Annotated in this window: 18 protein-coding genes and 2 rRNA genes; all 20 read right to left on the bottom strand. The window is 32.5% G+C overall.

Translation table 4 applies throughout. The features are described from left to right. Nucleotides 1–488: 488 nt before the first annotated feature. The 20 genes from rplQ to NPA11_RS03160 all read right to left on the bottom strand — a co-directional run bounded on the left by rplQ (nucleotide 489) and on the right by NPA11_RS03160 (nucleotide 26,234). Entirely contained in the window at nucleotides 489–851 is a 363-nt protein-coding gene (gene rplQ, locus NPA11_RS03065; RefSeq protein ID WP_257043957.1) for a 50S ribosomal protein L17, read from the bottom strand. 1 nt (nucleotide 852) lies between these two features. Further along, the gene (locus NPA11_RS03070) at nucleotides 853–1,851 is read right to left on the bottom strand and encodes a DNA-directed RNA polymerase subunit alpha (protein ID WP_257043450.1); all 999 of its coding nucleotides are present in this window, start codon (nucleotides 1,849–1,851) and stop codon (nucleotides 853–855) included. An 18-nt stretch (nucleotides 1,852–1,869) separates the two neighbouring features. After that, nucleotides 1,870–2,259 (bottom strand): 30S ribosomal protein S11, encoded by a 390-nt coding sequence (gene rpsK / locus NPA11_RS03075; protein WP_257043451.1) that lies wholly within the window; start codon nucleotides 2,257–2,259, stop codon nucleotides 1,870–1,872. Nucleotides 2,260–2,262: 3 nt separating this feature from the next. Continuing rightward, nucleotides 2,263–2,631, bottom strand: a complete 369-nt coding sequence (gene rpsM / locus NPA11_RS03080) for a 30S ribosomal protein S13 (protein ID WP_257043452.1) — start codon at nucleotides 2,629–2,631, stop codon at nucleotides 2,263–2,265. A gap of 18 nt (nucleotides 2,632–2,649) precedes the next feature. Then, nucleotides 2,650–2,763 carry a 50S ribosomal protein L36 gene (gene rpmJ / locus NPA11_RS03085; protein ID WP_257043453.1) on the bottom strand — a complete coding sequence of 38 codons (114 nt, stop codon included), beginning with the start codon at nucleotides 2,761–2,763 and terminating at the stop codon, nucleotides 2,650–2,652. Nucleotides 2,764–2,774: 11 nt separating this feature from the next. Further along, nucleotides 2,775–2,969: a translation initiation factor IF-1 gene (gene infA, locus NPA11_RS03090; RefSeq protein ID WP_373457106.1), complete on the bottom strand. Its 195-nt coding sequence runs from the start codon at nucleotides 2,967–2,969 to the stop codon at nucleotides 2,775–2,777. Nucleotides 2,970–2,991: 22 nt separating this feature from the next. Further along, nucleotides 2,992–3,744 carry a type I methionyl aminopeptidase gene (map, locus tag NPA11_RS03095; RefSeq protein ID WP_257043456.1) on the bottom strand — a complete coding sequence of 251 codons (753 nt, stop codon included), beginning with the start codon at nucleotides 3,742–3,744 and terminating at the stop codon, nucleotides 2,992–2,994. A 42-nt stretch (nucleotides 3,745–3,786) separates the two neighbouring features. Further along, nucleotides 3,787–4,428, bottom strand: a complete 642-nt coding sequence (locus NPA11_RS03100) for a nucleoside monophosphate kinase (RefSeq protein WP_257043457.1) — start codon at nucleotides 4,426–4,428, stop codon at nucleotides 3,787–3,789. Continuing rightward, nucleotides 4,422–5,843, bottom strand: coding sequence for a preprotein translocase subunit SecY (gene secY, locus NPA11_RS03105; protein WP_257043458.1), 1,422 nt, complete (start codon nucleotides 5,841–5,843; stop codon nucleotides 4,422–4,424). The genes NPA11_RS03100 and secY overlap by 7 nt, the downstream gene beginning before the upstream one ends. Before the next feature lie 472 nt (nucleotides 5,844–6,315). After that, complete coding sequence (locus NPA11_RS03110) at nucleotides 6,316–9,033, bottom strand: hypothetical protein (protein WP_257043459.1); 2,718 nt, start codon at nucleotides 9,031–9,033, stop codon at nucleotides 6,316–6,318. A gap of 309 nt (nucleotides 9,034–9,342) precedes the next feature. After that, nucleotides 9,343–12,230 (bottom strand): 23S ribosomal RNA (locus NPA11_RS03115). Between the two features lie 286 nt (nucleotides 12,231–12,516). Then, nucleotides 12,517–14,022: ribosomal RNA gene (locus tag NPA11_RS03120) — 16S ribosomal RNA — on the bottom strand. Together the 16S and 23S rRNA genes form the textbook arrangement of a ribosomal RNA operon. 151 nt (nucleotides 14,023–14,173) lie before the next feature. Beyond that, nucleotides 14,174–14,848: a DNA repair protein RecO gene (gene recO / locus NPA11_RS03125; RefSeq protein ID WP_257043460.1), complete on the bottom strand. Its 675-nt coding sequence runs from the start codon at nucleotides 14,846–14,848 to the stop codon at nucleotides 14,174–14,176. A 32-nt stretch (nucleotides 14,849–14,880) separates the two neighbouring features. Next, entirely contained in the window at nucleotides 14,881–16,029 is a 1,149-nt protein-coding gene (locus tag NPA11_RS03130) for a YitT family protein (protein ID WP_257043461.1), read from the bottom strand. Nucleotides 16,030–16,082: 53 nt separating this feature from the next. After that, nucleotides 16,083–16,760 carry a beta-phosphoglucomutase gene (gene pgmB, locus NPA11_RS03135; protein WP_257043464.1) on the bottom strand — a complete coding sequence of 226 codons (678 nt, stop codon included), beginning with the start codon at nucleotides 16,758–16,760 and terminating at the stop codon, nucleotides 16,083–16,085. Nucleotides 16,761–16,765: 5 nt separating this feature from the next. After that, a complete protein-coding gene (locus tag NPA11_RS03140; protein ID WP_257043465.1) occupies nucleotides 16,766–19,150 on the bottom strand; it encodes a glycosyl hydrolase family 65 protein in 2,385 nt (794 codons plus the stop codon). A 26-nt stretch (nucleotides 19,151–19,176) separates the two neighbouring features. Further along, nucleotides 19,177–20,811: an alpha-amylase family glycosyl hydrolase gene (locus NPA11_RS03145; RefSeq protein WP_257043466.1), complete on the bottom strand. Its 1,635-nt coding sequence runs from the start codon at nucleotides 20,809–20,811 to the stop codon at nucleotides 19,177–19,179. A gap of 233 nt (nucleotides 20,812–21,044) precedes the next feature. After that, a complete protein-coding gene (locus tag NPA11_RS03150) occupies nucleotides 21,045–22,448 on the bottom strand; it encodes a transglutaminase-like domain-containing protein (RefSeq protein ID WP_257043468.1) in 1,404 nt (467 codons plus the stop codon). Further along, nucleotides 22,370–23,146, bottom strand: a complete 777-nt coding sequence (locus NPA11_RS03155; protein ID WP_257043469.1) for a hypothetical protein — start codon at nucleotides 23,144–23,146, stop codon at nucleotides 22,370–22,372. The genes NPA11_RS03150 and NPA11_RS03155 overlap by 79 nt, the downstream gene beginning before the upstream one ends. Continuing rightward, a complete protein-coding gene (locus NPA11_RS03160; protein WP_257043470.1) occupies nucleotides 23,139–26,234 on the bottom strand; it encodes a hypothetical protein in 3,096 nt (1,031 codons plus the stop codon). The genes NPA11_RS03155 and NPA11_RS03160 overlap by 8 nt, the downstream gene beginning before the upstream one ends. Between the last annotated feature and the right edge of the window lie 107 nt (nucleotides 26,235–26,341).

Raw genomic sequence — 26,341 nt, forward strand, 5'->3', positions numbered from 1 at the left:
TTTGCGTAAATAAAACCGATGAAAATGAAATACTAAGAATTGTAATTATGTTATAGTAAGAGAAGAAAAATTTAATATAGCGTTTAAAACGATTTTCTTCCGTGTTTTGATAATGATAAGTAATCAAATGAAGGATTAAATCAATTATAAACATAACAAGTACAAAGATTTGAACACCAGCTATTGTTGGATTATTAAAATAAATTGGTAGTTTAAATAATAGATGTGAAAATGAACCTAAACATGCAGAAAATATAAGAGAATGATAAAGAACAATAAAAGCAAATAAATCGTTATCCCAAAATCTATTATCTTCAATTCAAACGATTCTGCCGATTTTTTGTGTAATTTTTGTTATCTTTTCCTTAGTTGTATTAGACATATTTTTATTATAATACCAAGACAATTTTAAATTGTGTATTTTAATAAAAAACGTAGCTAAGGCTACGTTATAAATGCTAATTGTAATTAAAGGAAGGGAAGGTTAATTAAACAAGTTCAATAATTGCCATACGAGTGGCATCACCAAGGCGTTTTGGTAATTTTATAATGCGTGTATATCCACCATTACGTTCAGCGTATTTTGGTGCTACTTCATCAAATAAAACTTTAAGTGCGTTTTGATTGCTTTTGTTTTTAATGTCACGGACATAAGCAGCAACTGCTCTGCGATTTGCTAAAGTTGGATTTTTTGCTTTTGTAATCATTCTTTCAGCGTGTCTTCTCAATTCTTTTGCTCTAGTTAAAGTAGTTGTTAATCTCCCATGGATTATAAGTTCACTAACAAGTGAACGCATCACACCGTTTCTTCATTTAGTATCACGTGAATAAATTTGTGTCGGATTTGCCATCTTACTCATCCCCCTCTTTTAGTTTAAAACCGTATTCGTGCAATTTTTCAATGATTTCATTTAATGATTTAGATCCAAGATTTTTAACTTGTTCAAGCTCTTCATAGGTCATTTTAGCAATTTCGCTGAGTTTAGTCTTTTTAATTCTTCTAAGAGCATTTAATGAACGAACTGATAAATTAACTTGGTTAATTTCAATTTCTGGTGACTCAGTTCCTTTTTCAATAATTTCTTCTTTGAAAATATCAACTTTCATAGTTTCAACTTCACCAATTCGTGCAAAGTGACCAATTAGAATTTCTGAAGCTTGTTTGAGTGCTTGTTTTGGTGCAATTGTTCCATCAGTTTTAAGATTTAATTCAAGTTCTTCTTCAATTTGTGGTGAAGCAGAGTTGAGTTCTTTTACGCTGTAATGAACATTTTCTACTGGTGAAAAGTTTGAATCTACAGCAATTAATTTTCCTTTTTTAATGTTTGATTGAATTTTATCTTCTAATTTGGCAATAAGAATTTTGTTTTCTTCAAACGACATAAATCCTCTACCTTGACGTAGGAACATTTCTACTTTAAGAGCCTTTTCTGATTGAATAGTAGCAATTTCAACATTTGGATCGACTACTTCAATTTTGGGATGTGAAGTGATTTCTAAAGCACGAGCTTTAATTTTACCGGTTGAATTAATTACTAATTCAGCTTTAACAATTTCATCCATTCCTAAAAGTTCAGGATTATAATTAAAACGTACTTTTCTTAAATTCATTAAAAGACTTGGAACATCTTCAACCACATCTTTAATGGTTTGGAATTCGTGTTCAACACCTTCAATTTTCACTGCAAAAGGTGCAAGTGATGTGATATTTGAAAGTAACACTCTTCTTAAAGCAACACCAAGGGTGTTTCCAAATCCACGTTCAAGCGGTTTAAGTTGCATAGTTAAATTGAAATCATTATTATTGTTTTCAGTTTTTTGTAGGTAATCTAGTTTTGTCATTTTTTCCATAATTAACCTCTTGTAAAACTATTTTTTCGCACGTTCACGTTTAAGAACACGTTTTGGTGGTCTGGTTCCATTGTGTGGTGTAGGAGTAACATCTTTAATTTCTGTAACGGTAATTCCAGAAACTTCAATTTGTTTTCTTGCAGCATCTTTTCCTGCTCCAAGTCCTTTAAGTTCTACTTTAACTGATTTAAATCCGTGTGATTTAGCTGCTTCAGAAGCTGCTGCTGCAGCTAGTCCAGCTGCATAAGGAGTTTTTTTCTTAGTTCCTTTGTATCCAATTGCTCCAGCACTGCTTCAAGCAATAACATTACCTTGTTCATCAGTAAAGGTAACGATAGTGTTATTGTTAGTTGAGTGAATGTGTGCAATTCCAGTAGTAACAACTTTTTTCTTCGATTTACGAGCCATTATCTATTTACCTTTCTTTCCAGCAACGGTTTTTCTAGGACCTTTACGTGTACGAGCATTTTTCTGAGTTGATTGTCCACGAACTGGAAGATCTTTTCTATGTCTAATTCCACGATAACATTTAATTTCCATTAAACGTTTAATATTAAGGTTAACTTCTCTTCTTAGATCACCTTCAGTGGTATATCCTTTAGCAGCTTCACGAATACGTGAAAGTTCATCTTCTGAAAGATTTTTTACCCGAGCATCTTCGCTAACATTAGCTTTGTGACAAATTTCTTTAGCAATTGTTTTTCCAATTCCATAAATATAGGTTAATGAAACAACAACACGTTTGTCATTTGGAATTTCAACGTTTAAAATTCTAGCCATTTACTTATTCCTTTCTGATTATCCTTGTCTTTGTTTATGTTTTGGGTTTAAACAAATAACGCGAATAATTCCTCTACGCTTAATAATTTTGCAATCTTTGCACATTGTTTTAACACTTGCTCTAACTTTCATGCGTTTCTCCTTTATTTGTGACGATAGGTAATGCGCCCTTGAGTTAAATCGTAAGGACTCATTTCTACATCAACAGTATCTCCAGGTAAAATACGAATGTGATTTACTCTCATTTTTCCTGAAATATGAGCTTTAATTACAATTCCGTTTTCAAGTTCTACTGAGTATAAATCAGTTGAGTAAGCTTCCTTGACTACGGCTTTCATTTTGATAGCATCTTTTGACAAATTAAATTCCTTTCGTTAAGACTATTCCCTTACCATTTTTAATTAAAACAGTGTGTTCATAGTGTGATGTGTTGCTTTTATCTTTTGACACAATAGTTCAACCATCACTTAACGTTCTAATATGTGGAGTCTGGGTAATCATGGGTTCAATGCATATGACCATTCCGTCTTTAAGTAGCATTCCGGTCCCTTTAATCCCATCATTGGGAACATGGGGCTCTTCATGGAGTGCTAGACCGATTCCATGTCCACAAAATTCATTCGGAGTATAATAACCGGCTTTTTTGATATATGAGCCAATAGCATGTGATATATCGCCGATTCGTGCTCCTCTTTTAATCGCTTTCAATCCGGCGTTAAAAGCTCCAACAGCAACATCAATTAACTTTTGATTTGCTGGTGAAATGGTTCCAACACCAACTGTGAAAGCACTATCTGAGTAGTATCCTTCTCATTTACATCCTAGATCTACACTGAGTAAATCCCCATCTCGAAGAATGTAATCGGTTGGAATACCGTGGATCAATTGTTCATTGACAGATATGCAAGCTGTCGCAGGAAAGCCATATTGACCGAGAAAGGCAGGTTGTGCGTTCCGTTTTATTATTTCATTAAAAGCCAATTGATCGATCTCTTTTAATGAAATTCCTGGTCTTACAAAGTCATAAATAACTTGTTTGACTTCTGCCAAGATTGAACAACTTTTGGTGATTTTAGCAATTTCTTGCGGAGTTTTAATTAATCTTTTGTTCATAATAAAAATATACTATTTTAAAGTATGTTTAATTTTAGCATTTTATTGTATTTTTTCAAGAATTTTTTTAGCAATGGTTTTAGGATCTTCACTTGAATCAATTTTCAAGAGCATATTTTGTGAATCGTAAAAGTCAATTAATGGTTTAGTTTTTTGGTTATAAATTTCTAAACGCCCTTTAACTGCATCAGGTTGATCGTCCTTACGCATAGTTAAAGGCGATTGGCACGCATCACAAATTCCCTCAATTTTAGGAGGATGAAATTTAATATGGTATCCTTTTTTACATTTTGGACAAGTTCTTCGTCCACTTAAACGTTCTAATATAATGTGCTCGTCAGTATAAAGCTCAATTGCGATAAAATCCAAGTTTTCGATTGAATTTAAAAATTGTGCTTGTTCAATAGTTCTGGGGTATCCATCTAAAATAAATTTTTGATTTTGAGCTTGATGTTTTTTAATGACCTTTTCAACAATTGAATTAGTAATTGAATCAGGTACATAACCGCCTGTGGTCACAATTTTTTCCACTTCAATTCCAAGGGTGGTTCGATTAGCTATTTCATCGCGAAAAATGTTTCCGGTTGAAATATGTTTAATATCACTCATTTTAGTGAGAAAACTAGCTACGGTTCCTTTCCCAACTCCAGGTTGGCCCATAAACACTAAGTTTTTTTTTATCATAATAGTCCTCTATTATCTATTTTGTTTTTTTGTTCGCTGATTAAATATTGTCTTGATTGACGTCTTAGTCTTGATAATCTTGCTGATTTAAGTCTTGCGCTTAATTGTAATACTGTTTCTAGTGCTACAGACACTAAAATCATTAGTCCAGTCCCTCCAAAGGAAATAGATGCTGGTAGTCCAAGTAAAATCTCGACAAATTGCATTGAAGCAATGATGATAAGATAAAATGCTGAAACTAAGCTTAATCTAAAGACTACTCCAATTAGATAATCTTGAGTTTCTTCACCTGGACGTACTCCAGGAATAAAGGTCGAGTTTTTTGCAAAATCTTCGGCAATTTTGTCAGCTCGTGATTGTTGTAATCCCAGCACAATTGAAAAGACAAAGGTGATTAAAATTAATAAACTAAGTCCTAACGGTCTAGTAAATTGTAGCTCTTCGTTAATAAATTGTTTTGATGCACTGGTATTAGGAAGCAAATTAGCAATCATTGAAGGAAATGATAATACCATCATTGCAAAAATAATTGGCATAATTCCGCCAGGGTTAAGTTTAATTGGTAATTTACCCATTTCTTTGAGTGATTTGCTCCGTCCAGCACCAATTTGCTGAATTGGAATTCAACGTTCGGCATTGTATACAATGGCTAAAATTGAGACACATAAAAAGTAAATTACTAAATAAGTTAAAAAGCTAATAATTCCTACTAAAGTTCCATTTGAGTTAGAAATATCACCAACAAAATATTGGAATGAAGCTTTGAATTGTTGTGGTAATCTTCCGGCAACTCCAGTAAAAATAATTAAGCTGGTTCCATTCCCAATTCCTTTGTTGGTAATTTGTTCAGAAATAAACAGAGCAAAAAGTGAAGTTGCTGTTAAAATCATTGGAACAATAAATCATTCAACCACGGCAGGAGCAAATACATTAGTTTGAACTAGCCTAATAAATGGATTGTTCCCAGCCGAAAGTGACTTCATTAAGAAAACAGCTTGTGGATACGCGATAATTAAAGTCACAATTCTTGTGATAATATTGATTTTCCGTCTTCCATGTGGTCCAGATTGTGATAGTTTATAAATGGGTGGACAAATGGGAGTTTGTAAAATCATCATAATTAACGAAGCGTTAATAAAAGGACTAATTCCTAACGCAAAAATCGAAAATTGTTTTAGTCCTCCACCACCAACTAAATTAAGAGTATCAATAAATGAATTGTTTGATTGAGATAAGTCTGATCCTGTTGTAATTTTAATAAAAGGTGCAGTGATTGTTGTCCCAACTACAAATACTGCTAAAAGTACAAAGGTATAAATGATTTTTTTAAATATATCTTTGGAACTTCAAAATTCTTTCCAGTTGTTTTTTGATTTATAAACCAATCTAGAAAGGATAAAAAATAAATTTTTCATGAAAATTTGTGCCTTTCTAAAAATACTTTTTAATTATAGCAAATAAAAAAGTTTTTAATATCAATATCTTGCATTTATATCCACAATTAAAGACAAGAAAAAAGTAGAAACTTCTTTATTAAGATTTCTACTTTTTGCTTAATTTAATTTTAATTAACTACTTTTGGGAGTTAAATTAATAGTTAATGTTTCTTGTCCATTGTCTTTTTGGTTATGTGTAAAGTTAATGTTCCATTATCTAAATTATAACTTGCTGAAATAAATTTACGATCTCCAGCTTTTCCTTTATAAGTTGTAGCTTCTAATTGTATCTGATTAAAATAATCATCAGTTAAGAATAATATTTTGTTTTTTGGATCATGATTATATCCAGCAAATCCAAACCCTTTTTTGTGAGTTGCTTTAACATCGAAATTTTGGTAATGCTGAATTCTTTGAATTGGTCATGGTTGGGATTTTGGTTTGTGGGTTTCTAAAAAATTTTTAGTTCTGCAATAGGTGTTTTGTTAGCTACTTCATATCTGCTATCTGCAGTGAGTTGAACTCCGTTATCATTGGTTTTTCCACCACCAGCATTTGCTGAATGATTTTGTGAATCTCCACTACTTACAGTTGAATTAGAACTGGTTGGAACTGTTCCTGAACCATTTAAATCTACCGATGAACTATGAGTTTCATTAGTTTCTTTCGGAGCATTATCTTGTGAACCTGAAGTGTTCGAAACAATTGGTTGTGATTGAGCACCCGAACCATTTTGAGGTGATGATGTTGAACCACTTGCTGGTGCAGTTGGAGTACCACTATCTGCAACTGGGGCATTTTTTTGTGAACCTGAAACACCTGGTTGACCAGAAGATTGACTTACAGGTTGTGAAACTTCATTGGTAGTCCCTTGAGCACCTAAGTCCCTTGAAGGTGATCCTTTAGATGTACTGTCTAGGTTTGTATTGTCACCTGCACTAGCTGAATCATGTGTTTGATTTCCTTGAACTTGTTTTTCATTTAATGAATCTGTTGATTCTGTAGGCGTTCCACTCCCCGAACTAGGTAAAACAAGAGTATCATTTTGTGTTCCTGAAGAAGCTGATTGCCCAGTCCCGCCTGGAACACTAGAAGATTGTGAGCCACTGTTCTTTGAATCTTGACCTACTGAAGAAATACCTGCTTGATTAGAAAGTTGATTTGAAGGTTGTGAATCTGTGGTATTCCCAGATGCATTTGGTTGAGATAAAGGTTGAGATTGCTTTCCGCTTCCTGAATCTGTTTTTTCGGGTGAGGTACCACTACCTGAACTAGGTGCATCGTTTTGAGTACTTGAAACACCAGTTTGAGAATTTTCTTTCGGTTTATTAGAAGATTGTGCACCTGATTGTGCACCTGATTGTGCACCTGATTGTGCACCTGATTGTGCACCACTGTTACTTGAATCTTGGCTTCCTGTTTGTTCAGAAGGTTGGCTTGCAGGTTGTGATTCTGCATTCGAAACACCGCGAGCTCCTGAACCTCTCGAAGATGATGAACTAGAAACACTGTTTACATTTGTATTACCACCTGCAACACCTGATTCACGTGCTTGAGTTCCAGAACCAGAAGTTTCTGAGTTATTTTGAGGAGTTGATGTTGAATCACTTTTTGGTGTAGTTTGTGAAGCTACTGAATGATCCTTACTTGATTCATTATTTGTAGAAGTGGTTTGAGTTGGTGTACTTGAACTATTTTGTGGTGTTGATTGATCAGCACCTTGTTGTAAATTTTCTTGATCTTTAATTTGATTGGTTGAATCCTCGCTAGAAACTGTTGATGTTGGAGCTAGGTTGATTGTTAATGTTTCTTTGGTTTTATCTTTTTTGGTTATATGTAAAATTAATGTTCCATTATCTAAATCATAACTTGCTGAAATATATTTATTGTCTTCTAATTTCAGATGATTAAAATAATCATCAGTTAAGAATAATATTTTGTTTTTTGGATCATGATTATATCCAGAAAATCCAAACCCTTTTTTGTGAGTTGCTTTAACATCGAAATTTTGGTAATGCTGAATTCTTTGAATTGGTCATGGTTGGGATTTTGGTTTGTGGGTTTCTAAAAAATTTTTTAGTTCTGCAATAGGTGTTTTGTTAGCTACTTCATATCTGCTATCTGCAGTGAGTTGAACTCCCTGATTTTGAGTACTTCCTCCTTGGGTTGAATCTACAGGTTGTGAGTTTGATTCACCTTGAGTTTGTTTTTCGTTTCCTGAATCTGTTGTTCCTGATAGAGTATCGCTAGGTGCATCGTTTTGAATACTTGAAGCAATTGGAGCATCAGAAGATTGTGCACCACTGTTACTTGAACCTTGACTTCCTGAAGAAGAACCACCTGCTTGTTGATTTTGTGAAGCTTGTTCATTATCTTTGGGTTGTTTTGAAGGTTCTGTATTTTGAGGGGTTAAATCTTTTTCTTGTTCTTCACCCGAAACAGTTGCAGTCCCTTCTTGAGAAGCACTTTCTTTTGGAGTTAGGTTGATTATTAATGTTTCGTGACTACCGTCTTTTTTGTTTATATTTAAAGTTAAAATTCCCTTATCTAAATCATAACTTGCTGAAATGTATTTTGGCTCGCTAATTTTACCTTTATAAGTTGTAGTTTCTAATTCTATTTGATTAAAGTATTTTTCAGAAATCAATAATATTTTATTTTTATCTGGTTTATTTTTCTTTCAAAAACCAGCAAATCCAAAACCTTTTTTATGATTTACTTTATCATCGTATGATGTATAATGTTGGATTTTTTCAATTGGTCATGGTTGAGAACTTGGTTTGTTGCTTTCTAAATAACTTTTTAGTTCCGCAATAGGTGTTGTATTAACTACTTCATATTTATTATCTGTAACTACTTGAGAATCATTAGATGGTTTGTTTTCCTGGGTTACAGATTCACCTGGGGTTGTTGTATTTAAACCTGTTTGTTTTGTTTTGTTTTGTTTTGGTTTGGTTTGTGGTTCTGTTGGACTACTTTGTGAACCACCGGTTGTATTAACAGGATTCGAACTTTCACCGGTGTTATTTTCTCCTGTATTTGGTTTTTGATCTTTTGGATTGGGATTAGTGTTATTAATTGATGCTTCACAAGATGCTGATGTTGCTACTAGTGTAATTGGCCCTGTGAAGAGTAAAAAATGTCTTAAAAATCTCTTTTTCTTGCTCATATTGAATTTCATTATAGGATATAAAATCTAATTATGGTCGCTTTTTGGATTTTGAAAATAAGTAATTTAAATAAAAATAAGTAGATAAAAAATACAAAAAGATCTAAAAATTCGAGCTAGATTGTGCTTGGCTTTTTAATTTTTTTGTATTTTGTCTTTTGAATTTATAAAATATTTTTTAAATGCTAAAATATTTTATTTTTTTCAATAAAAAGCATAAAAAAATGCGTCCTATGACGCGTATGCACTTTGAAAACTGAATAGTAATTTGGCATAATAACTTATTAAAATGACTTTGAATTCATCTTAACTTTTAAACCGATCAATTTATTAGTAATGGTCAGCTGAATGTATTACTACACTTACACTTCCATCCTATCAACCTCATAGTCTATAAGGAATTTCAAGGGAATACTTATCTTTGAGGAGGCTTCCCACTTAGATGCTTTCAGCGGTTATCCTTTCCGTACTTAGCTACCCAGCTATGCTTTTGGCAAAACAACTGGAACACCAGCGGTACGTCCACTCCGGTCCTCTCGTACTAAGAGCAGCTCTCATCAATATTCCAACGCCCACATCAGATAGGGACCGAACTGTCTCACGACGTTCTGAACCCAGCTCGCGTACCGCTTTAATTGGCGAACAGCCAAACCCTTGGAACCGACTCCAGCTCCAGGATGCGATGAGCCGACATCGAGGTGCCAAACCTTGCCGTCGATGTGATCTCTTGGGCAAGATAAGCCTGTTATCCCCAGGGTAACTTTTATCCGTTGAGCGACTGCCGTTCCATGACGTACAGCCGGATCACTAAGTCCTGCTTTCGCACCTGCTCGACTTGTAGGTCTCGCAGTCAAGCACACTTTTACCTTTGCGCTCTACATATGGTTTCTGACCATATTGAGTGTACCTTTGAACGCCTCCGTTACCTTTTAGGAGGCGACCGCCCCAGTCAAACTACCCACCACGCACTGTCCCCTACTGGATTACAGTAGCAGGTTAGAAACTCAACATACCAAGGGTGGTATTTCAAGGATGACTCCATTAAAACTAGCGTTTTAATCTCACTGTCTCCCACCTATCCTACACATGTTAGGCCAAGTTTCAATACGAAGTTGTAGTAAAGCTCCATGGGGTCTTTTCGTCTTGATGCGGGTATCCAGCGTTTTCACTGGAACCATAATTTCACCGAGTCTAGTGTTGAGACAGTTGAGAGATCATTGCGCCTTTCGTGCAGGTCAGTATTTAGCCGACAAGGAATTTCGCTACCTTAGGACCGTTATAGTTACGGCCGCCGTTCACCCGAGCTTCACTTCAACGCTTTGCATTAAGCTAACGCATCCGCTTAACCTTCGGGCACTGGGCAGGCTTCACCCCTATACTTCACCTTGCGGTTTAGCAGAGAGCTGTGTTTTTGATAAACAGTTGCCCCTCACAATTTACTGTGGCCTATTAAATAGGCACCCCTTCTCGCGAACTTACGGGGTTATTTTGCAGAGTTCCTTAACACTAGTTTTCTCGCTCGCCTTAGAATACTCATCTTGGGAACGTGTGTCCGTTCTCGGTACAGGTATCTGCAACTTTATAACGCTTAGAAGCTTTTCTAGGAAGCATGAAATCACACAATTAAACTCTTTTACGAGTCCATGCATTACTCCTTTTGGTTATAGAACACGCATTTAACTATGTTCACCAATTAAAGCTTACTCCCAAATCCATTAATGGGTAGTGCTATCCTTCTCCGTCACTCCATCACTTGTTGCAGAAAGTACAGGAATATTAACCTGTTGTCCATCAGATACGCTTTTCAGCCTCTCCTTAGGTCCTGACTAACCCTGGGTGGACGAACCTTGCCCGGAAACCTCTCCCAATAGGCGTCGTAGATTCTCACTACGAATCGTTACTCATACCGGCATTCTCACTTCTAAACGCTCCACCAGTGCTCACGCTCTGACTTCACTGCGTTTAGAACGCTCCTCTAACGTACATAAATGTACCCGTGGCTTCGGTATTGTGTTTACTCCCGTTACATTATTGGCGCAGGGTCTCTTGACTAGTGAGCTATTACGCACTCTTTAAAGGATGGCTGCTTCTAAGCCAACCTCCTAGTTGTTTATGAAACCCCACAACCTTTCTGACTTAACACAATTTTGGGACCTTAGCCGACGATCTGGGTTGTTGCCCTCGCGAGCCGGGACGTTAGCACCTCGGTTCCGACTGCATGATAATACACAATGGTATTCGGAGTTTGATTATAGTCAGTACCGCTAGGCGCGGCCATTCCATATTCAGTGCTCTACCACCAAAGTTTAACATCACACGCTAGCCCTAAAGCTATTTCGAGGAGAACCAGCTATCTCCAAGTTCGATTGGAATTTCTCCGCTATTCACAAGTCATCCGGGCACTTTTCAGCGTACTACGGTTCGACCCTCCACTTGGGATTAGCCAAGCTTCAGTCTGCTCATGAATAGATCACCTGGTTTCGGGTATATGTCATCATACTAATGCGCCCTATTCAGACTCGATTTCTCTACGGCTCCGCTTTTGTCCACTTAACCTCGCATGATAACATAACTCGCCGGTCCATACTGCAAGATGTACGCCATCACCCATTAACGGGCTCTGACTAATTGTAAGTAAGTGGTTTCAGAATCTCTTTCACTCCCTCCCGGGGTTCTTTTCACCTTTCCCTCACGGTACTAGTTCGCTATCGGTGTCTGGTTAGTATTTAGCCTTACCGGATGGTCCCGGCTGATTCAGACAGGGTTTCACGTGCCCCGCCCTACTCAGGATGCTATCAGAAGATTTTGCCATTTCGCATACGGGAGTTTCACCCTCTATGCTTTAGTTTCCCAACTAATTTTGCTATGACAAAATTTTGTAACTTCATGTAGATAGTCCTACAACCCCAACATATGTTGGTTTGGGCTCTTCCATTTTCGCTCGCCGCTACTAGTGGAATCATTGTTTATTTTCTTTTCCTGTTGCTACTAAGATGTTTCAGTTCACAACGTCTCTCGTCAAAAGCAACTATATATTCATTGCTTAGCAATTAGACTTTACTCTAATTAGGTTTCCCCATTCGGACATCCCCGTATCGTAGCTTATATCCAGCTCCACGAGGCTTTTCGCAGGTAATCACGTCCTTCATCGACTTCCAGACCCAAGGCATCCACCACAAACTCTTACTTATTTAAAAGTTATGTATTTTCCTATTGTTGATGTATTCAAAGACATTTTAATAAATTATTATTGCTAATAATTCTCAACTCGGTATCACAAAACAAATTGACTAAAAAATGTTTTTTGATGTCGTTGTTATATTAATTAATATCTTTACTATTCAGTTTTCAAAGAACATATGAGAGTAAGCTCTCTCAAAACTAGATATATCATTGGACTATTGACAATGTACATAACGGTATTTAAAAATAGTCTTATTCAGGTAAATAATTCGTTGAACGAATTATCTTTGTACTCCGTAGAAAGGAGGTGATCCATCCCCACGTTCTCGTAGGGATACCTTGTTACGACTTAACCCCAGTCACCAGTCCTGCCTTAGGCGGTTGTCTCCGTAGTTAACAAAACCGACTTCGGGCATTACCAGCTCCCGTGGTTTGACGGGCGGTGTGTACAAGACCCGAGAACGTATTCACCGTAGCGTAGCTGATCTACGATTACTAGCGATTCCGACTTCATGAAGTCGAGTTGCAGACTTCAATCCGAACTGAGAATAGTTTTTTGAGATTTGCTCCATGTTGCCATCTTGCTTCTCTTTGTACTATCCATTGTAGCACGTGTGTTGCCCCACTCGTAAGAGGCATGATGATTTGACGTCATCCCCACCTTCCTCCCAGTTACCTGGCAGTCTCCTTAGATCATGTAACTAAGAATAAGGGTTGCGCTCGTTGCAGGACTTAACCGAACATCTCACGACACGAGCTGACGACAACCATGCACCATCTGTCATTTTGTTAACCTCAACTATATCTCTATAGCGTTGCAAAAGATGTCAAGAGTGGGTAAGGTTCTACGCGTATCTTCAAATTAAACCACATGCTCCACCGCTTGTGCGGATCCCCGTCAATTCCTTTAAGTTTCACTCTTGCGAGCATACTACTCAGGCGGATGATTTAATGCGTTAGCTGCGCTAATGGTATCCATCAGCTAATCATCATCGTTTACGGCGTGGACTACCAGGGTATCTAATCCTGTTTGCTCCCCACGCTTTCGTCTCTCAGTGTCAGTATATTCCCAGTTAATTGCCTTCGCCATATTGGTGTTCTTCCTTATATCTACGCATTCCACCGCTTCACAAGGAATTCCATTAACCTCTAAATAACTCTAGTCTATCAGTATCCAACGCGATTTGGGGTTGAGCCCCAAGTTTTGACGCCAGACTTAATAAACAACCTACAGACGCTTTACGCCCAATAATTCCGGATAACGCTTGCAACCTATGTATTACCGCGGCTGCTGGCACATAGTTAGCCGTTGCTTTCTGACAAGGTACCGTCAAGATAATAGCATTTCCTCTATTATTTTTTCTTCCCTTATAACAGCAGTTTACAACCCGAAGGCCTTCATCCTGCACGCTGTGTCGCTCCATCAAGCTTTCGCTCATTGTGGAAAATTCCCTACTGCTGCCTCCCGTAGGAGTCTGGGCCGTATCTCAGTCCCAGTGTGGCGGTTCAGTCTCTCAACCCCGCTAAACATCATCGCCTTGGTAAGCTTTTACCTTACCAACTAGCTAATGTTCCGCACCCCGATCCTTTAGTGAAGCATTCGCTCCTTTGATATTACTAACATGCGTTAATAATAAGTATCCGGCATTAGCGCTAATTTCTCAGCGTTATTCCAATCTAAAGGGCACGTTAAGTACGTGTTACTCACCCATTCGCCGCTAAGTTTATAAATAAACTCCGCTCGACATGCATGTATTAGGCACACAGCCAGCGTTCATCCTGAGCCAGGATCAAACTCTCGAAAAAATTGACTGTCATGTATTGTTATATATCTAGTTTTCAAAGAACTTTTTTGTTGTTATAGCTTTTTAATTATACATATAAAAAATTTTTACAAAAACATTTTTATCATTTTTTTGATGGTTTTTCATATATCCAATTAAGAGCTGTTTTTAAATTATAAATTAAGAATTTTATTTTCAAAACAAAATTGTGTCATTAAATAATAAATAATTTTATCTTGATCATTTTCCGGTGCACTTATATATATAGTAACATGATTAAATAAATAATAAATTTGCTCAAGCAATTGAGCAGAATATTGTTTTGATGAATGAGTAGCACATAAAAAACCGCCTTGAGCTAGTTCAAAATCAACAATGTGCTCATTCGAGCACATTGCACACTGATTTAAAGTTAACTTAATTGCGTGATATTTAATTAAAGCAAGTAAAAAGATGTTCAGGATTTTGAAAAAGTGAGTTTCTTGCTGGTGTTGATTAACAATTTGATAATAATCAATAAATTCATTTTGCAAATACACTTCTTGTGCTCAGGTGCTAATTCGTTTTAATAATAAAAAAGTCTTTTCATTGCTAAATTGATATGACCCAATTAAGCTAACTTTTTTCATGCGACCAATTTTGTTAGCATAACGAGCTTGAAAATATTCAATTTCACACAAAGCTCCTTGAATTAAGTTGCTCGCGTTTTTGGATAATAGTTTGTTCAAACCTAATGCAAACAAAGTAATTTGGCCACTTTGAGTTAAAAAAGTGACCAAAAATTCATTAGCTGATAATTGCTTTTGGTATAGGAAAATTGCCTTTTGAATGGTTGTTTGTTCTGGCATTATTTATTAATTATAAATAAATATCTGTAGCATTATTTTTGTTTTTTAAACAAACTCTTATATTGAATGTTAGTGATATATAAATATCCGTCCACTTTTTTCAAATTAGCAATGCTAATAAAAGCGTTTTGGTCAATTTGACGAGCTACTTCAATGAATTTGGCTGCATCAATAAACAAACAGGTAGTCACAATAATGTTTTGAGTTTCTTTAGTGTATCCACCTTTAACTTCATTAACGCTAGTAGCAAAACGGTATTCTTTAAGCTGATTGACTGCATTAATAATAGCTCATGGTTTTTGTGAAATAATTTCAACTTTAACCATTTGAAACTTAGGAAAAAGAATGTTTAAAAACCATCCGTTAAACAAGACCATAAGCAGGCCAGCCACAAATGCTGGACTAAAAAAGTTTTGTAATTTCCAATTTCCAGTTTCTAATCCATTGGTAATATAGCTGCCAACAAAGTAAGATAATAAAAACGAAAATAAGTGCAACAGCATTAATAAAGGACCAACGTTTTTGAATTTTTTATGTGATAAATACACACTTAAAATATCAAATCCCCCTGATGAACTATCAATGATTAATAAAATGGCAGTACATACAGCTTGAATTGCTCCTCATAGTAAGGCATAAAAAATAATTGAAAAGTCTGAAAATTTTCCATTTTCTCAGGTTATCAGTTCATGTTCGTTTAAGTGTCCAAAAATATATAAATGATCATTATTAGTAATTAAGTTACTAATAATTAACCCTACAATAGACACTGTTCCTATAAAAATAAAGTTTAATAAAGTAAAACGTTTGCCAATAAACTTTCATGAGAGAATAAATAATGGAATATTGGCAAATAAGTTTAATAATCAGAAAATACTATTGTAAATGATAAAATTATTTTCACCTTGAGGTATTAATTGAAAACTTAACCGAGCAATTGATTGAGAAATAGCCGCTATTCCCATTTCATATAATCCAGTAATTTGTACAATGATATATTGAAAGAACGCAAACAAAATTGCAATAATTAAAGTAAAAATAATCTGCCATTTGAGTGATTTAACACGATAAAAGAGGCCGAAAGTAAGCAATGATTGCTTGATTTTGGCGCGTTTAAATTCAACAATTTTGTTTTCTTCTACTTGCAAAATATTTTTTGGTTGTGACCTATTATTTTTCATCTTTTATATTATAAGAGCTTTTTGAAAAAACTCACCTTGATTGGTGAGTTGAATTATTGAATTTTTGACAAAATATTAGCTAATTTTAATTCTTGAGTTGAATGAAAAACAAGATCACAAGATAAAAATAAATGTTCATTGCCTTGAGGAATAATTGCAATTGAATGCATTTGAGCATTAATAATTGCTTGAACGCCTGAAGGAGCATCTTCAATTCCAATACATTCTTGAGGGAACAATTTAAGTCCTTGAGCTGCTTGAAGAAAAATATCTGGTGCTGGTTTTCCTTTTTGCACATTTTTCGGATTAACTATAAAATCAAAATAGCTTATTAAGCCAATTTTTTCTAAAATTAAGGGGGCATTATGTGAGGAAGAAGCTAAAGCAATTTTATAATTATGCATTTTTAACTCTTTTAAAAACGATTCTATCCCTGGTAAAATAGCACTTGAGTCTAAATTAGTTTGTAACAATCTTTTATATTCTTCATTTTTATTAAAACACATTTGTTCAATTTGAGTGTTCGAGAATTGTTCAAGCACATTTTTAGCTTGCAAAATAGCAATTAGTGTGTCATTTCTTGGTAATCCTTTAAGTGGTTCATTTTCTTGCTCACTATATTCAAGATGATATTTAGCTAATTCACTTTTTCAAGCTAAATAGTGTAAATGAGCTGTATCAGTAATTACTCCATCTAAGTCAAAAACAAAACCTTGAATTTGTTTTTTCATACATTTTATCCTTGAATTAGGAATTTTTGAACCTCAAGGAGTTTAAACATGAATTCATTATTATTGATGATAAGAGGCTTATTAGCTTGTTTCAAGCAGATAATTTCAAAATCTTCTTTAGATACTGATACTAAAAATTCACCACTAGCATAGCTAAAATTATATTTTAAATTATTCCATTCTTTAGGTAAATTGGGATGAATGTGTAATTGATCATTATGTCAATCGAGACCACCAAACCCAAAAACAATCATTTGTCAAATGGCCGCTAAACTTCCGGCATGAATTCCTTGGTTTGAAGATTCCATATTGTTTCCTAAGTCAATGTTAATTCCATATTTAAACAATTGATAGGCTTTCTCATTTTTACCTAAACGGGCTGCTTCGATAGCGTAAGTAGCCGGTGAAAGTGATGAATCGTGCGTAGTGATACTTTCGTAATAATCAAAATTAGCATTTCTGATTTCTTTAGAATATAAATGTGGAAACAAGGAAGTTAAAAGGACTACATCGGCTTGTTTCACTAGTTGTGAAGATAAAAGATTATGTCCTTGAGTCGTATTGAATAATTTTTTTCCTGCATCCCCAAGCATTTGAAATTGTGAAACATCATTTTTAGGGAGTTTTAAAAATTGATCATTTTCTGCAATAATGAGATCTTGATTAGGTAATTGTTGTTTTAATTTAGCAACAACTATTTTCATTTTGTCCACATTTATTGGATAAGGAATTTTTTGATAAATTTTTTGCAATAATGCCAATCCTTGAGGAGTTGAAGATAATTTTTCAATTGCTTTTAATGCTAATTGAATATTAAATTGAGCTAATTTATTAATATAAGCATTATTATCAATGTTTCCTTTATATTCATTTGGACCCATGACGTCTTTAATATGATATTCTCCATTAGCTTGTTTTTCTGCACGATTAGTATAAAAATAAGCAGTATCAATAATCATCTCATAACCCATTAATTCCATAAATTCTTCATCGCCTGTTACTTGATAATATTGGTTAATTGCATATGCTACATCAGCCGATACGTGAATTTCTTGTCTCCGTGAAGCAATGGGAACTTGCTCACCAGTGATAATATCAGCTTGACCTCAATATGGACAAACTTCCCCTTCGCTTGGCCAAGCCATTTCTCATGGGAATTGAGCTCCTTCAAGATTACTTTCTTCAGGTCTTATCTTAATTTCTTTTGCTTTATTCCGAGCTCCTTGAAGACCTAAATAACGATAAGTGAGTAAATTACGGACAATTTTTGGATTAGTAAATAAATAATTAGGATTAATAAAAAATTCTGTATCTCAATAAGTATGTCCTTGATACCCTTCGCCACTTAACCCTTTTGCTCCAACGTTTTTGAAAATTGAATCTTTGGGCACAAACGAATTTAAGTGAAAAATTCCAAATTCTAGAGCCAAAGTATCATATTTAGATTCAAAAGAATCTCCTTCAATTTGAACAAAAAATTGATTTCAAACCTTAGTATTCATTGCCTGAATTGACGCTTGTTTTAATACTTGATAATCAGCCTTTAATAATTGGTTGTGTTTTTTATTTGCATGTTCAATAACTAAATCATCAGGCAAAATTTCTTTTTCTAAACCTACCCCAGTGTGAACAGACATGAGTTTAATCAACTCAAATTGATCATTTTCTTTTAAGGTGACATTAATTTTAAAAGCTACTTTTCTCCGAGAAATTGTGATTAAATAATCATCATTTCCTCCGTAAATTCTTTGTTGATTTAAACTAGCTTGTGTAATTAAATTATGAACTACTATTTTTTTAGAAAAAGTGGTCCATTGCTTCATTTGTAATGATTCTTTGGTTGGGCGAGATTTAAGCCCTTCAGCAAAGTGCTGTGAACCAGTATTAGTGACTTGACCATTAATAGCAGGAATAATTGTTAGTTTAATATTTGGATAATTTTTGTTTAAATCTAAAACTTTTATATTTATTTTTTGTGCATAAACGTTTTTTTGTTCTTGTGACACAAATCGTTCAAAATTAAGTTCAAAAGTTCCTTGTTCTCTTTTAATAATAACTCTACGTTGTAAAAATCCTTCTTTTATAAAAAGAGTTTTTAAGTACTCATCATCTTCTTGGAGTTGAATTTGTTTTCCATTCAACAAAATAGGGGTGGTCATTAAATCAGCTAAATTAGCTAATTCAGAAACATCTTCTTGGGAAGATTTATTAAAAATTCCATTAACAAAAAAATCTTCTTTGTTATAAATAGCAGGTTCTTCATCAGCACTTCTAATTCCTAAATATCCGTTCCCAAGTGCAAAAATACTTTCAGTTTTAGCTGTTTTTGTGCTGTCAAATTTAATTTGTGAAATAGTTTTCTTATCTAAATCATATTTTAAAAATTCCATTTTTTTCTCTCTCTTATAAAAATTATTTATTCTTTAACAAGCACTGATTCATATGGTCTTAATAATTTGCTTGGTATTTTATAATCTGATCATGAAGATAGAATTAGTTCTTTGATTTGTCCATCAAAATGCATTTCTTTTGATGTTAGGTTAAGATATGCAATGAGTTTTTCGCTCTCATTTCAACGAGTAATTTTGATAATTCCACTGTCTAAAATTTCAATGTTTGCTTTCCCGTAAATCAAAACATCATGGTAGGTAGTTTTTCTTAAGTGAATAATTTGTTTGTAAAAATTCAAAATACTATGTGGATTCTTACTTTCTTTTTCAACATTGATTTGGTCGCTAAATCTTCCTAATTTAATTCATGGGGTTGCTCCAGTGTTAAATCCACTATTTATACTTGAGTTCCATTGCATAGTCACTCTTCCTGAGTCCCGAGAATTAATATTTGAATAAAGCAACATTTCTTCTTCAGTATAAATTTTATCCCGATCAACCATATTTTTGAATGAATTGTGTGTATCGACATCTTTAAATTGATCTCGATTATCGAAATGAATGTTTAAAAGTCCAATTTCTTCACCATAGTATATGCTTGGCACTCCTTTAAGAGTAAAAAGCATAATGGCGTGAGATTTAGCTGATTGATTTCTGAAAATAGTTTCACATCCTCAACGTGATACACTACGTGAAGTGTCGTGATTAGATAAAAAGTTCGTGATCATTGATGGATGAACTTGTTCATCAACTTGAAATTCTTTTTGTCTCAGTGCAAATTGTTTGTAATCTCAAAGTGAATCATACCCGTTTCTTCCGGTTTGTCTTCCTCAACCAATTCATCATCATGAAAAGTTGTAATAATTATCAGCAACTTTATCTGTGATTGCATACTGAATTAATTGATCATGAGTAATCCCGCTAGCTTCTCCTAAAGTAAAAATGTCTGGTTTATTTGCAAAAGCTAATTGATTAAACTCTTTTAAATAATTTGTTGTCCCTTTACATCATGCAAAACCTGGATTATACTTAAATTCAGCAAAGTTTTTTGAAACATGTTTAATAGCATCAAGTCTAAATCCACGCACTCCTAAAGCATACCAAAAATCAATCACCTCAACCATAGCTTTAAGTGTATCAGGGTGCTCTCAGTTTAAATCAACTTGTTCTTTAGCAAATAAGTGAAAATAGTATTTGTTAATGCTTGGAACATATTCTCATGCACTTCCGCCAAAAATTGATTTAGCTTGCTTTTCTTCATCAGTCAATTGATCTCTTCAAATAAAGTAATTGTGCTCAACATTTTTAGTTGATTCAATTGCTTTTTTAAACCATTCATGTTCATTAGATACGTGATTAAGGACAATGTCCATAATAATATCTATTCCCCGTTTTTGTGCTTGTTGGGCAAGTTCTTTAAAATCTTCCAGTGTACCAAATTGCTCTCACACATTTTTATAATCTAGTACATCATACCCTGCATCAACAAAATTAGTTGCATAAATTGGACAAAGTCAAATGACATTAATCCCAAGTTCTTCTAAATAATCGAGTTTGCTGGTAATTCCTTTTAAATCACCGTTTCCATCATTATTTGAATCCATAAATGATCGAGGAAAAATTTGGTAAATAATTCGATCTTCTAGTTTAATTGTTTTCATGATTATTCCTATTCTTTCGGTTTTTTAATTTAATTTTTAAATTAAAGGTATGTAAATTATAGAAAATAAACGCTCCAAGAACATTTAAATTCTTGATAAGTCAAATTAATTTTTTATTTTTTCCACAAAATTAAGAATTTACGGAATGTATTGAAAATGGGTTGATTAAATTTAATATTCAATATAAAAACCAATACATTTAAATTGTATTGGTTGTAAATTTTGTTAGAATTCTAAAGACTATCCGGTAAATCTTGGTATTCATATTCTTTAGGATTTTGATAAAACATTATGGTGGTTTCATAGGAACTTAATTTAAGTCTAAATTGATTCATTCACTCCGAATTGCGTTCTAAAAATAAATCTGTATCATCCTTTAGTTCGAATGTATTATTAATTTCATAGCTATCTCAATTAGTTAAATCAATTGCTTTTCATCTCCCATCAACTTTAACTTCGTTTCAAGCATGTCCTGAATTAGATATTGTTGCTAAGTCTTCTCCTAAATATTCTCCAGTCATAATTCGTACAGGAATATTTAAAATTGTAAGTGCAGCCGCTAAGTTCATACTATATCCTACACATTGAATTTCTGGATCATTAGTAAATATTTGAGCAGGATTGTAAAATCCATATCCATTGTAGTTAAAATTTTTATCAACAGGAGCTAAATAAGTTGTGTTTGTAGCGATATAATAAGCGATCGCTTTGATTTTGGTTTTATCGTCTCAATTCTTATTGATAATATTTGGTAAAACTTCTTTTCATTTACTAAATCATTTTTTGTACTCTGGAATTGGGTTAATTCAAGGATCTTTACCAAGCTTTTGAGCTTCTTGTTCGGTTAATTTAGAAGAATAATCTACTATGAAATCTTCATCTTCTTTTCTGACATGCTTTGGGTTAATTAATTCAGTTGTTTCACTTTTGTAGTTTCCGTCGGAAAATAAGTTAGGTTCTTTAAAAAGTAAATTATTGTAAATATTATAGTTTGCCAAAGAAATGGGACTTCGCGGAATTTCTATATATTTTTGATATTTATAGTATTTTACATAGTTCATACTTGGAATTGAAACATCAGCAAAAAAAGTGTATTTTTTATCACCTATTTTAAAAGTTTTATTTTCTAGTATTTTAGTTTTTTGAAAAATGTATTCCGTTTTTTTAAGCTTATTAATTTCATTAATGATTTTTTCTTGTTGGTCATTGAATTTTTTGTAACTTTCAGAATGATAAAATTTATCGAGACTGTTGTGAGCTTCATTATATTGTTTATAATCTACTTTTTCCGGATTTATTAGATTGATTTGTAAAAATTCATTATATTTATCTGGCTGAAAATTGATTTGTCTTTTGATATATTCGCTTATAATTGGATTGTTTTTATATTCTTGCTCAATTTGTAAAGCTTGAATATCCTTATCTTCAATTTTAGAAATTTTATCATTATCTTTAACAAAGACTCAATTTCAACGTTGGTAATATTTAAGTCACTTGACAATATATTCATCATTGATTAAAGCATAACTATAGTTTCCACTATAGTACTTGCTTGGCTCTAAAGAAAACTTATTGTTTTTATCAATTCCTCATTGAAAAATACCTCTTTTTTGATTATTTTGATAAAAAAATAACATTTTTTTAATCGTTCAAGAGGTTGTAAATAATATGGATGTTCTTCATATAAATTAATTTGTTGTTTTAATTTATAAATATAAAAATCTTTTAATATATTTGCAATATCCTTGGAATATAATCCTTCAAAAATTGAAGCCTTTTCTTTAATGAGCATTGATTTTTTTGAAAATATTTTAGCTCATTCTTGTTTATCTTGAGAGCTAGAAATTAATTCATTAGAATTCAAGAATTCTTTTTTTCAGGTTTTGTAGTTACTCACTATTCCGTCTGGGTTTATTTGGAAATAAATCTCATGAAAATCACTATTGCTTTTTGTATTATTTACTAAAGAAATTAGCTTATTTAAAAACTCTAAAAATTCTTTTGATAAGGGAAGGTTTTGACTATCTAAAATTATTTTATTCAATTCTATTTTTCATTGATTTAAGGATACTTCATTTGCTTTTCATTCATTTAAAATATCTTCTTCTGTCAGTGTAATCGGAGTTATTTTTTTAGGTTCTTTTAATGAATTAACAGGAATAATATTTTTTTCTTTTAGAGCTTTTGAGTTATCTGCACAAGATAATAATGCCGAAAAAATGAATGGTGTTGTAAACACTAAACTAGAAATTAAAAATAGTAATGATTTTGCTTTTTTATACTTAAAAAACATATTAATTACCAATTCAATTATTTTTCTTTTAGTATTATTCATCCAGTACTTGAACAGAAATCATTAGTTTAGGCGTTTTTGAACGAATTATAGGGTGGCGTGTTTCAGGATCATAATTGTCTGGGTTATAGTCATAATAAGCATCATTAACTCCTCAACTTTCGATAGTAGCAACAATGTTTGTAAATTCATATTTGTTATCACCAATATTTTTGACAACAATAATTTCTCTTAACTGAGCACCATTTTCACTTTCTCAATTAGATAATTCAATTACTTGTGCGTTCCCGTTAGTTGTCTCATTGGGTTTGATTGTCACGTTTTTATATTGAATACTATCAGATATTTTTGGATCAATATAAGCAATCTTAACTTTAAATGTATCAAAAGAATTTTTTAGAGATTTAAAAACTTTAATTTGATTAATAACATTAAATGTGTCTGGAGTTAGAAATCTTTTTAATGACTTGAAATATTTACCATATTTTTTTCAGTCATCAGAAGTTGTGTATCCTGTTGCAGGGTTTTCTACATGATAAGTATTACTTTCAATCTTTTCTACTATCTTATATACATTTGAATTTAGAATTAAGTTTTTAAATTCTAGGTACTTAGATGTCATCTCTTTTAATTTCAATTTAGAATTATCTAATTGATTTGCTAGTTTTTTGTTTTGTTCTTCTTTTTGATTTTTTTCAACTTTTATATTGTTAAATTGATCTTTTAAGGTTTTTATATTTTGATTTAATGATAAAATCGTATTTAAATTATCTTCATTTATTAGTTTTTCGTTATCATATTTATTTTTATATTCATCACGTTTTTCAATCATTTTAGATAGTTGTTCTTTGGTCTTATCAATAATTTTACCTTGGATTTTTGATATTTCACTAGATAAATTATTAATTCTATCTGTATATTCTTTAATAATTTGTATTTGTTGATCCAATTTATTAGATGATGCTAAATCTTGTAAAGCAAGTAATCCTTCTAAATTACTAGTGTTAATTTGTCATTGTCTAGCTTGGTTTCTAATTCTTTGTGCTCTAAATATTTGACTTTGATATTCTCTAAAGACTGAATCTTTGATACTGATTAATGTATTTAAAAAAGTATTTAACTTTTGATTTAAGTTATTTATATCGATTTGTAGGACTTTATTCCCATTATTAAGAGAATTAAGAGTGGTATTTAATTGTTCTGATTTTTTATTAAAACTATCTTGATAAGCATTGTTAAACACATTACTTAATTGAGTTGACATATCAATTAAAGCTTTAACGCTTGCTTGCATTTGATCAAGTGTTGAGTTTTCGTCAAATTCAGGCAATGCTTGACTTAATTGTGTATTTAATTGTGAAGTATCAGTATTTGAATCTGCTTGAGCAACAAAAGTGGTTGCTTTGGATTTGATATTATTGTATATTTCTTTCGCAAAATCATAAGTTGACTTAGCTTTTTCTTTGCTATTTAACACTTGAGTATTCAAATCACTTATTTTTGTTTGAACTGTTTGTAAAGATTCTTGAGTCTTTTCTAATGTAGTTCTGGTTTGAGATAACTCATTTTCAGTTTGAACTAACAAGTTTTGAGTACTTAAAAGTTCTTGGTTTTTTGATGTAAGTTCAACTTGGGTTCTTTGTAATTGTTCTTGAGTGGTTTTTAGATCATTTAAAGTTATTTGATATTCTTCTTTAAATGAATTAAGAACACTTTGTTTATATTGATCAATAACTTTTTGAGCTGAGTTTAAGGCTTGATTCACTGATTGGGTATAGGTTTGTGTATAGTCATCAGGATTGTGTTTGTTTTTAAGTTCTAATAAAATATCAATTTGTTCTTGCAAACTATTTGCTAAGTTAGTTGCATTTTCAATTTGTGAATCTTGAATTGTAGTTTTGATTTGAGTTAAAGCACTAATTTGATTGTCCAATATTAAAACTAAAGTACTTATTAAGTTTTGGTTATTTTTAGCAAAACTTTCTTCTAATGCTGTTTTTTGATTATTTAAATCATTGATTCGAGTTTGAAGATTTTGGCTTTCAAATTCTAATTCTTTAATATGTTGAGCTTGATTTAAAATTTGTGTACTTTTTTCTTGATCTTTTTTAGTTAATAAAGAAATGATTGAAACTCTAACTAATTCGTATTCTTTAACAATTCTTTCAAATCCCTTGTTTACACTGTATAAATCATAACTTTTAACATTCGAGTAATCATTGACTTCTTGGGCTTTATCTAATGAGTCAATCATTGCATCTAAATAATCACTAAAAGTATCTTCTTTTGAATTCAAAAGTTTTAATACTGTTTTGACTTTATTTTTAATTTTCTTGTTTTCAACTTGATCAATTTCTTCAAGATGAAAGTCGTCATAACTATTTAGTGTCTTTTTAAATTGAGTAATTAATCTTATATTAAATCTTAGATTTTTAATTAATTTTTGAGCAAATTCTTTAATTTTATTATCACGCTGTGAAATTTGTTTTTTAAGATCATTAATTTCTTGGCTATATTGATTAATTTGGTTAAACAATAAGGTGATGATGTTACTGAATTGGTTTAAATAAGTATTTTGAGCTTTTTTGATAGCTTTCAGAGCTTTAATCATACTTTCATTATCATTAAATTTGGTTTTATTTAATGAATCTACTATTGTTTTCCCTTTATTTAGTGAATTAGTAATTCCTTGTTGAGTTTCTTGACTTAAATTCTGATCGTTTTTATCTAAAAGGGTTTTTAGCGTTTGATTAAAAGCTGTTGCTTTTTTCACTAAATTTCTTTTTAAAGCTAAAACTTGCTCTTCGAAAGCTTTATATCCATTCTTAGAGATATTTTGTTCATTTATTTCAATGTCATTTAAATTTTTATTTGATAAATTAAGTTCTTGTAATTCTTGAACAAGAAACTGTAAATGATTGGTTCCGTTTGTTAGATCTTTGACTCTTAAATTATCTGCCTTATTTTGTGATTTATACTCTTGATTTTGCAGATAAGATTGATTGGGTGAATTTTCAGATAAACTAATTTGATTTTGATAAATGGTTTTTGCTGTTTGAAATGCAATTCCAAAGGTAGTACCTAATAGTAAAAAGGCACCAAGAGAAAATAATATTCTTTTTCTTTTCATTTTTATCCTTACGATCTTTTAATATTAAAAATTATTAATTTATTTTGAGTTAAATAAACACAAAATTTTCTTGGTAATTAAACCTAGAAATATTAATAAAAATTATC

The sequence above is a fragment of the Mycoplasma sp. 1578d genome (assembly GCF_024582695.1).
Taxonomy (GTDB): Bacteria; Bacillota_I; Bacilli_A; order Mycoplasmatales; family Metamycoplasmataceae; genus Mycoplasmopsis.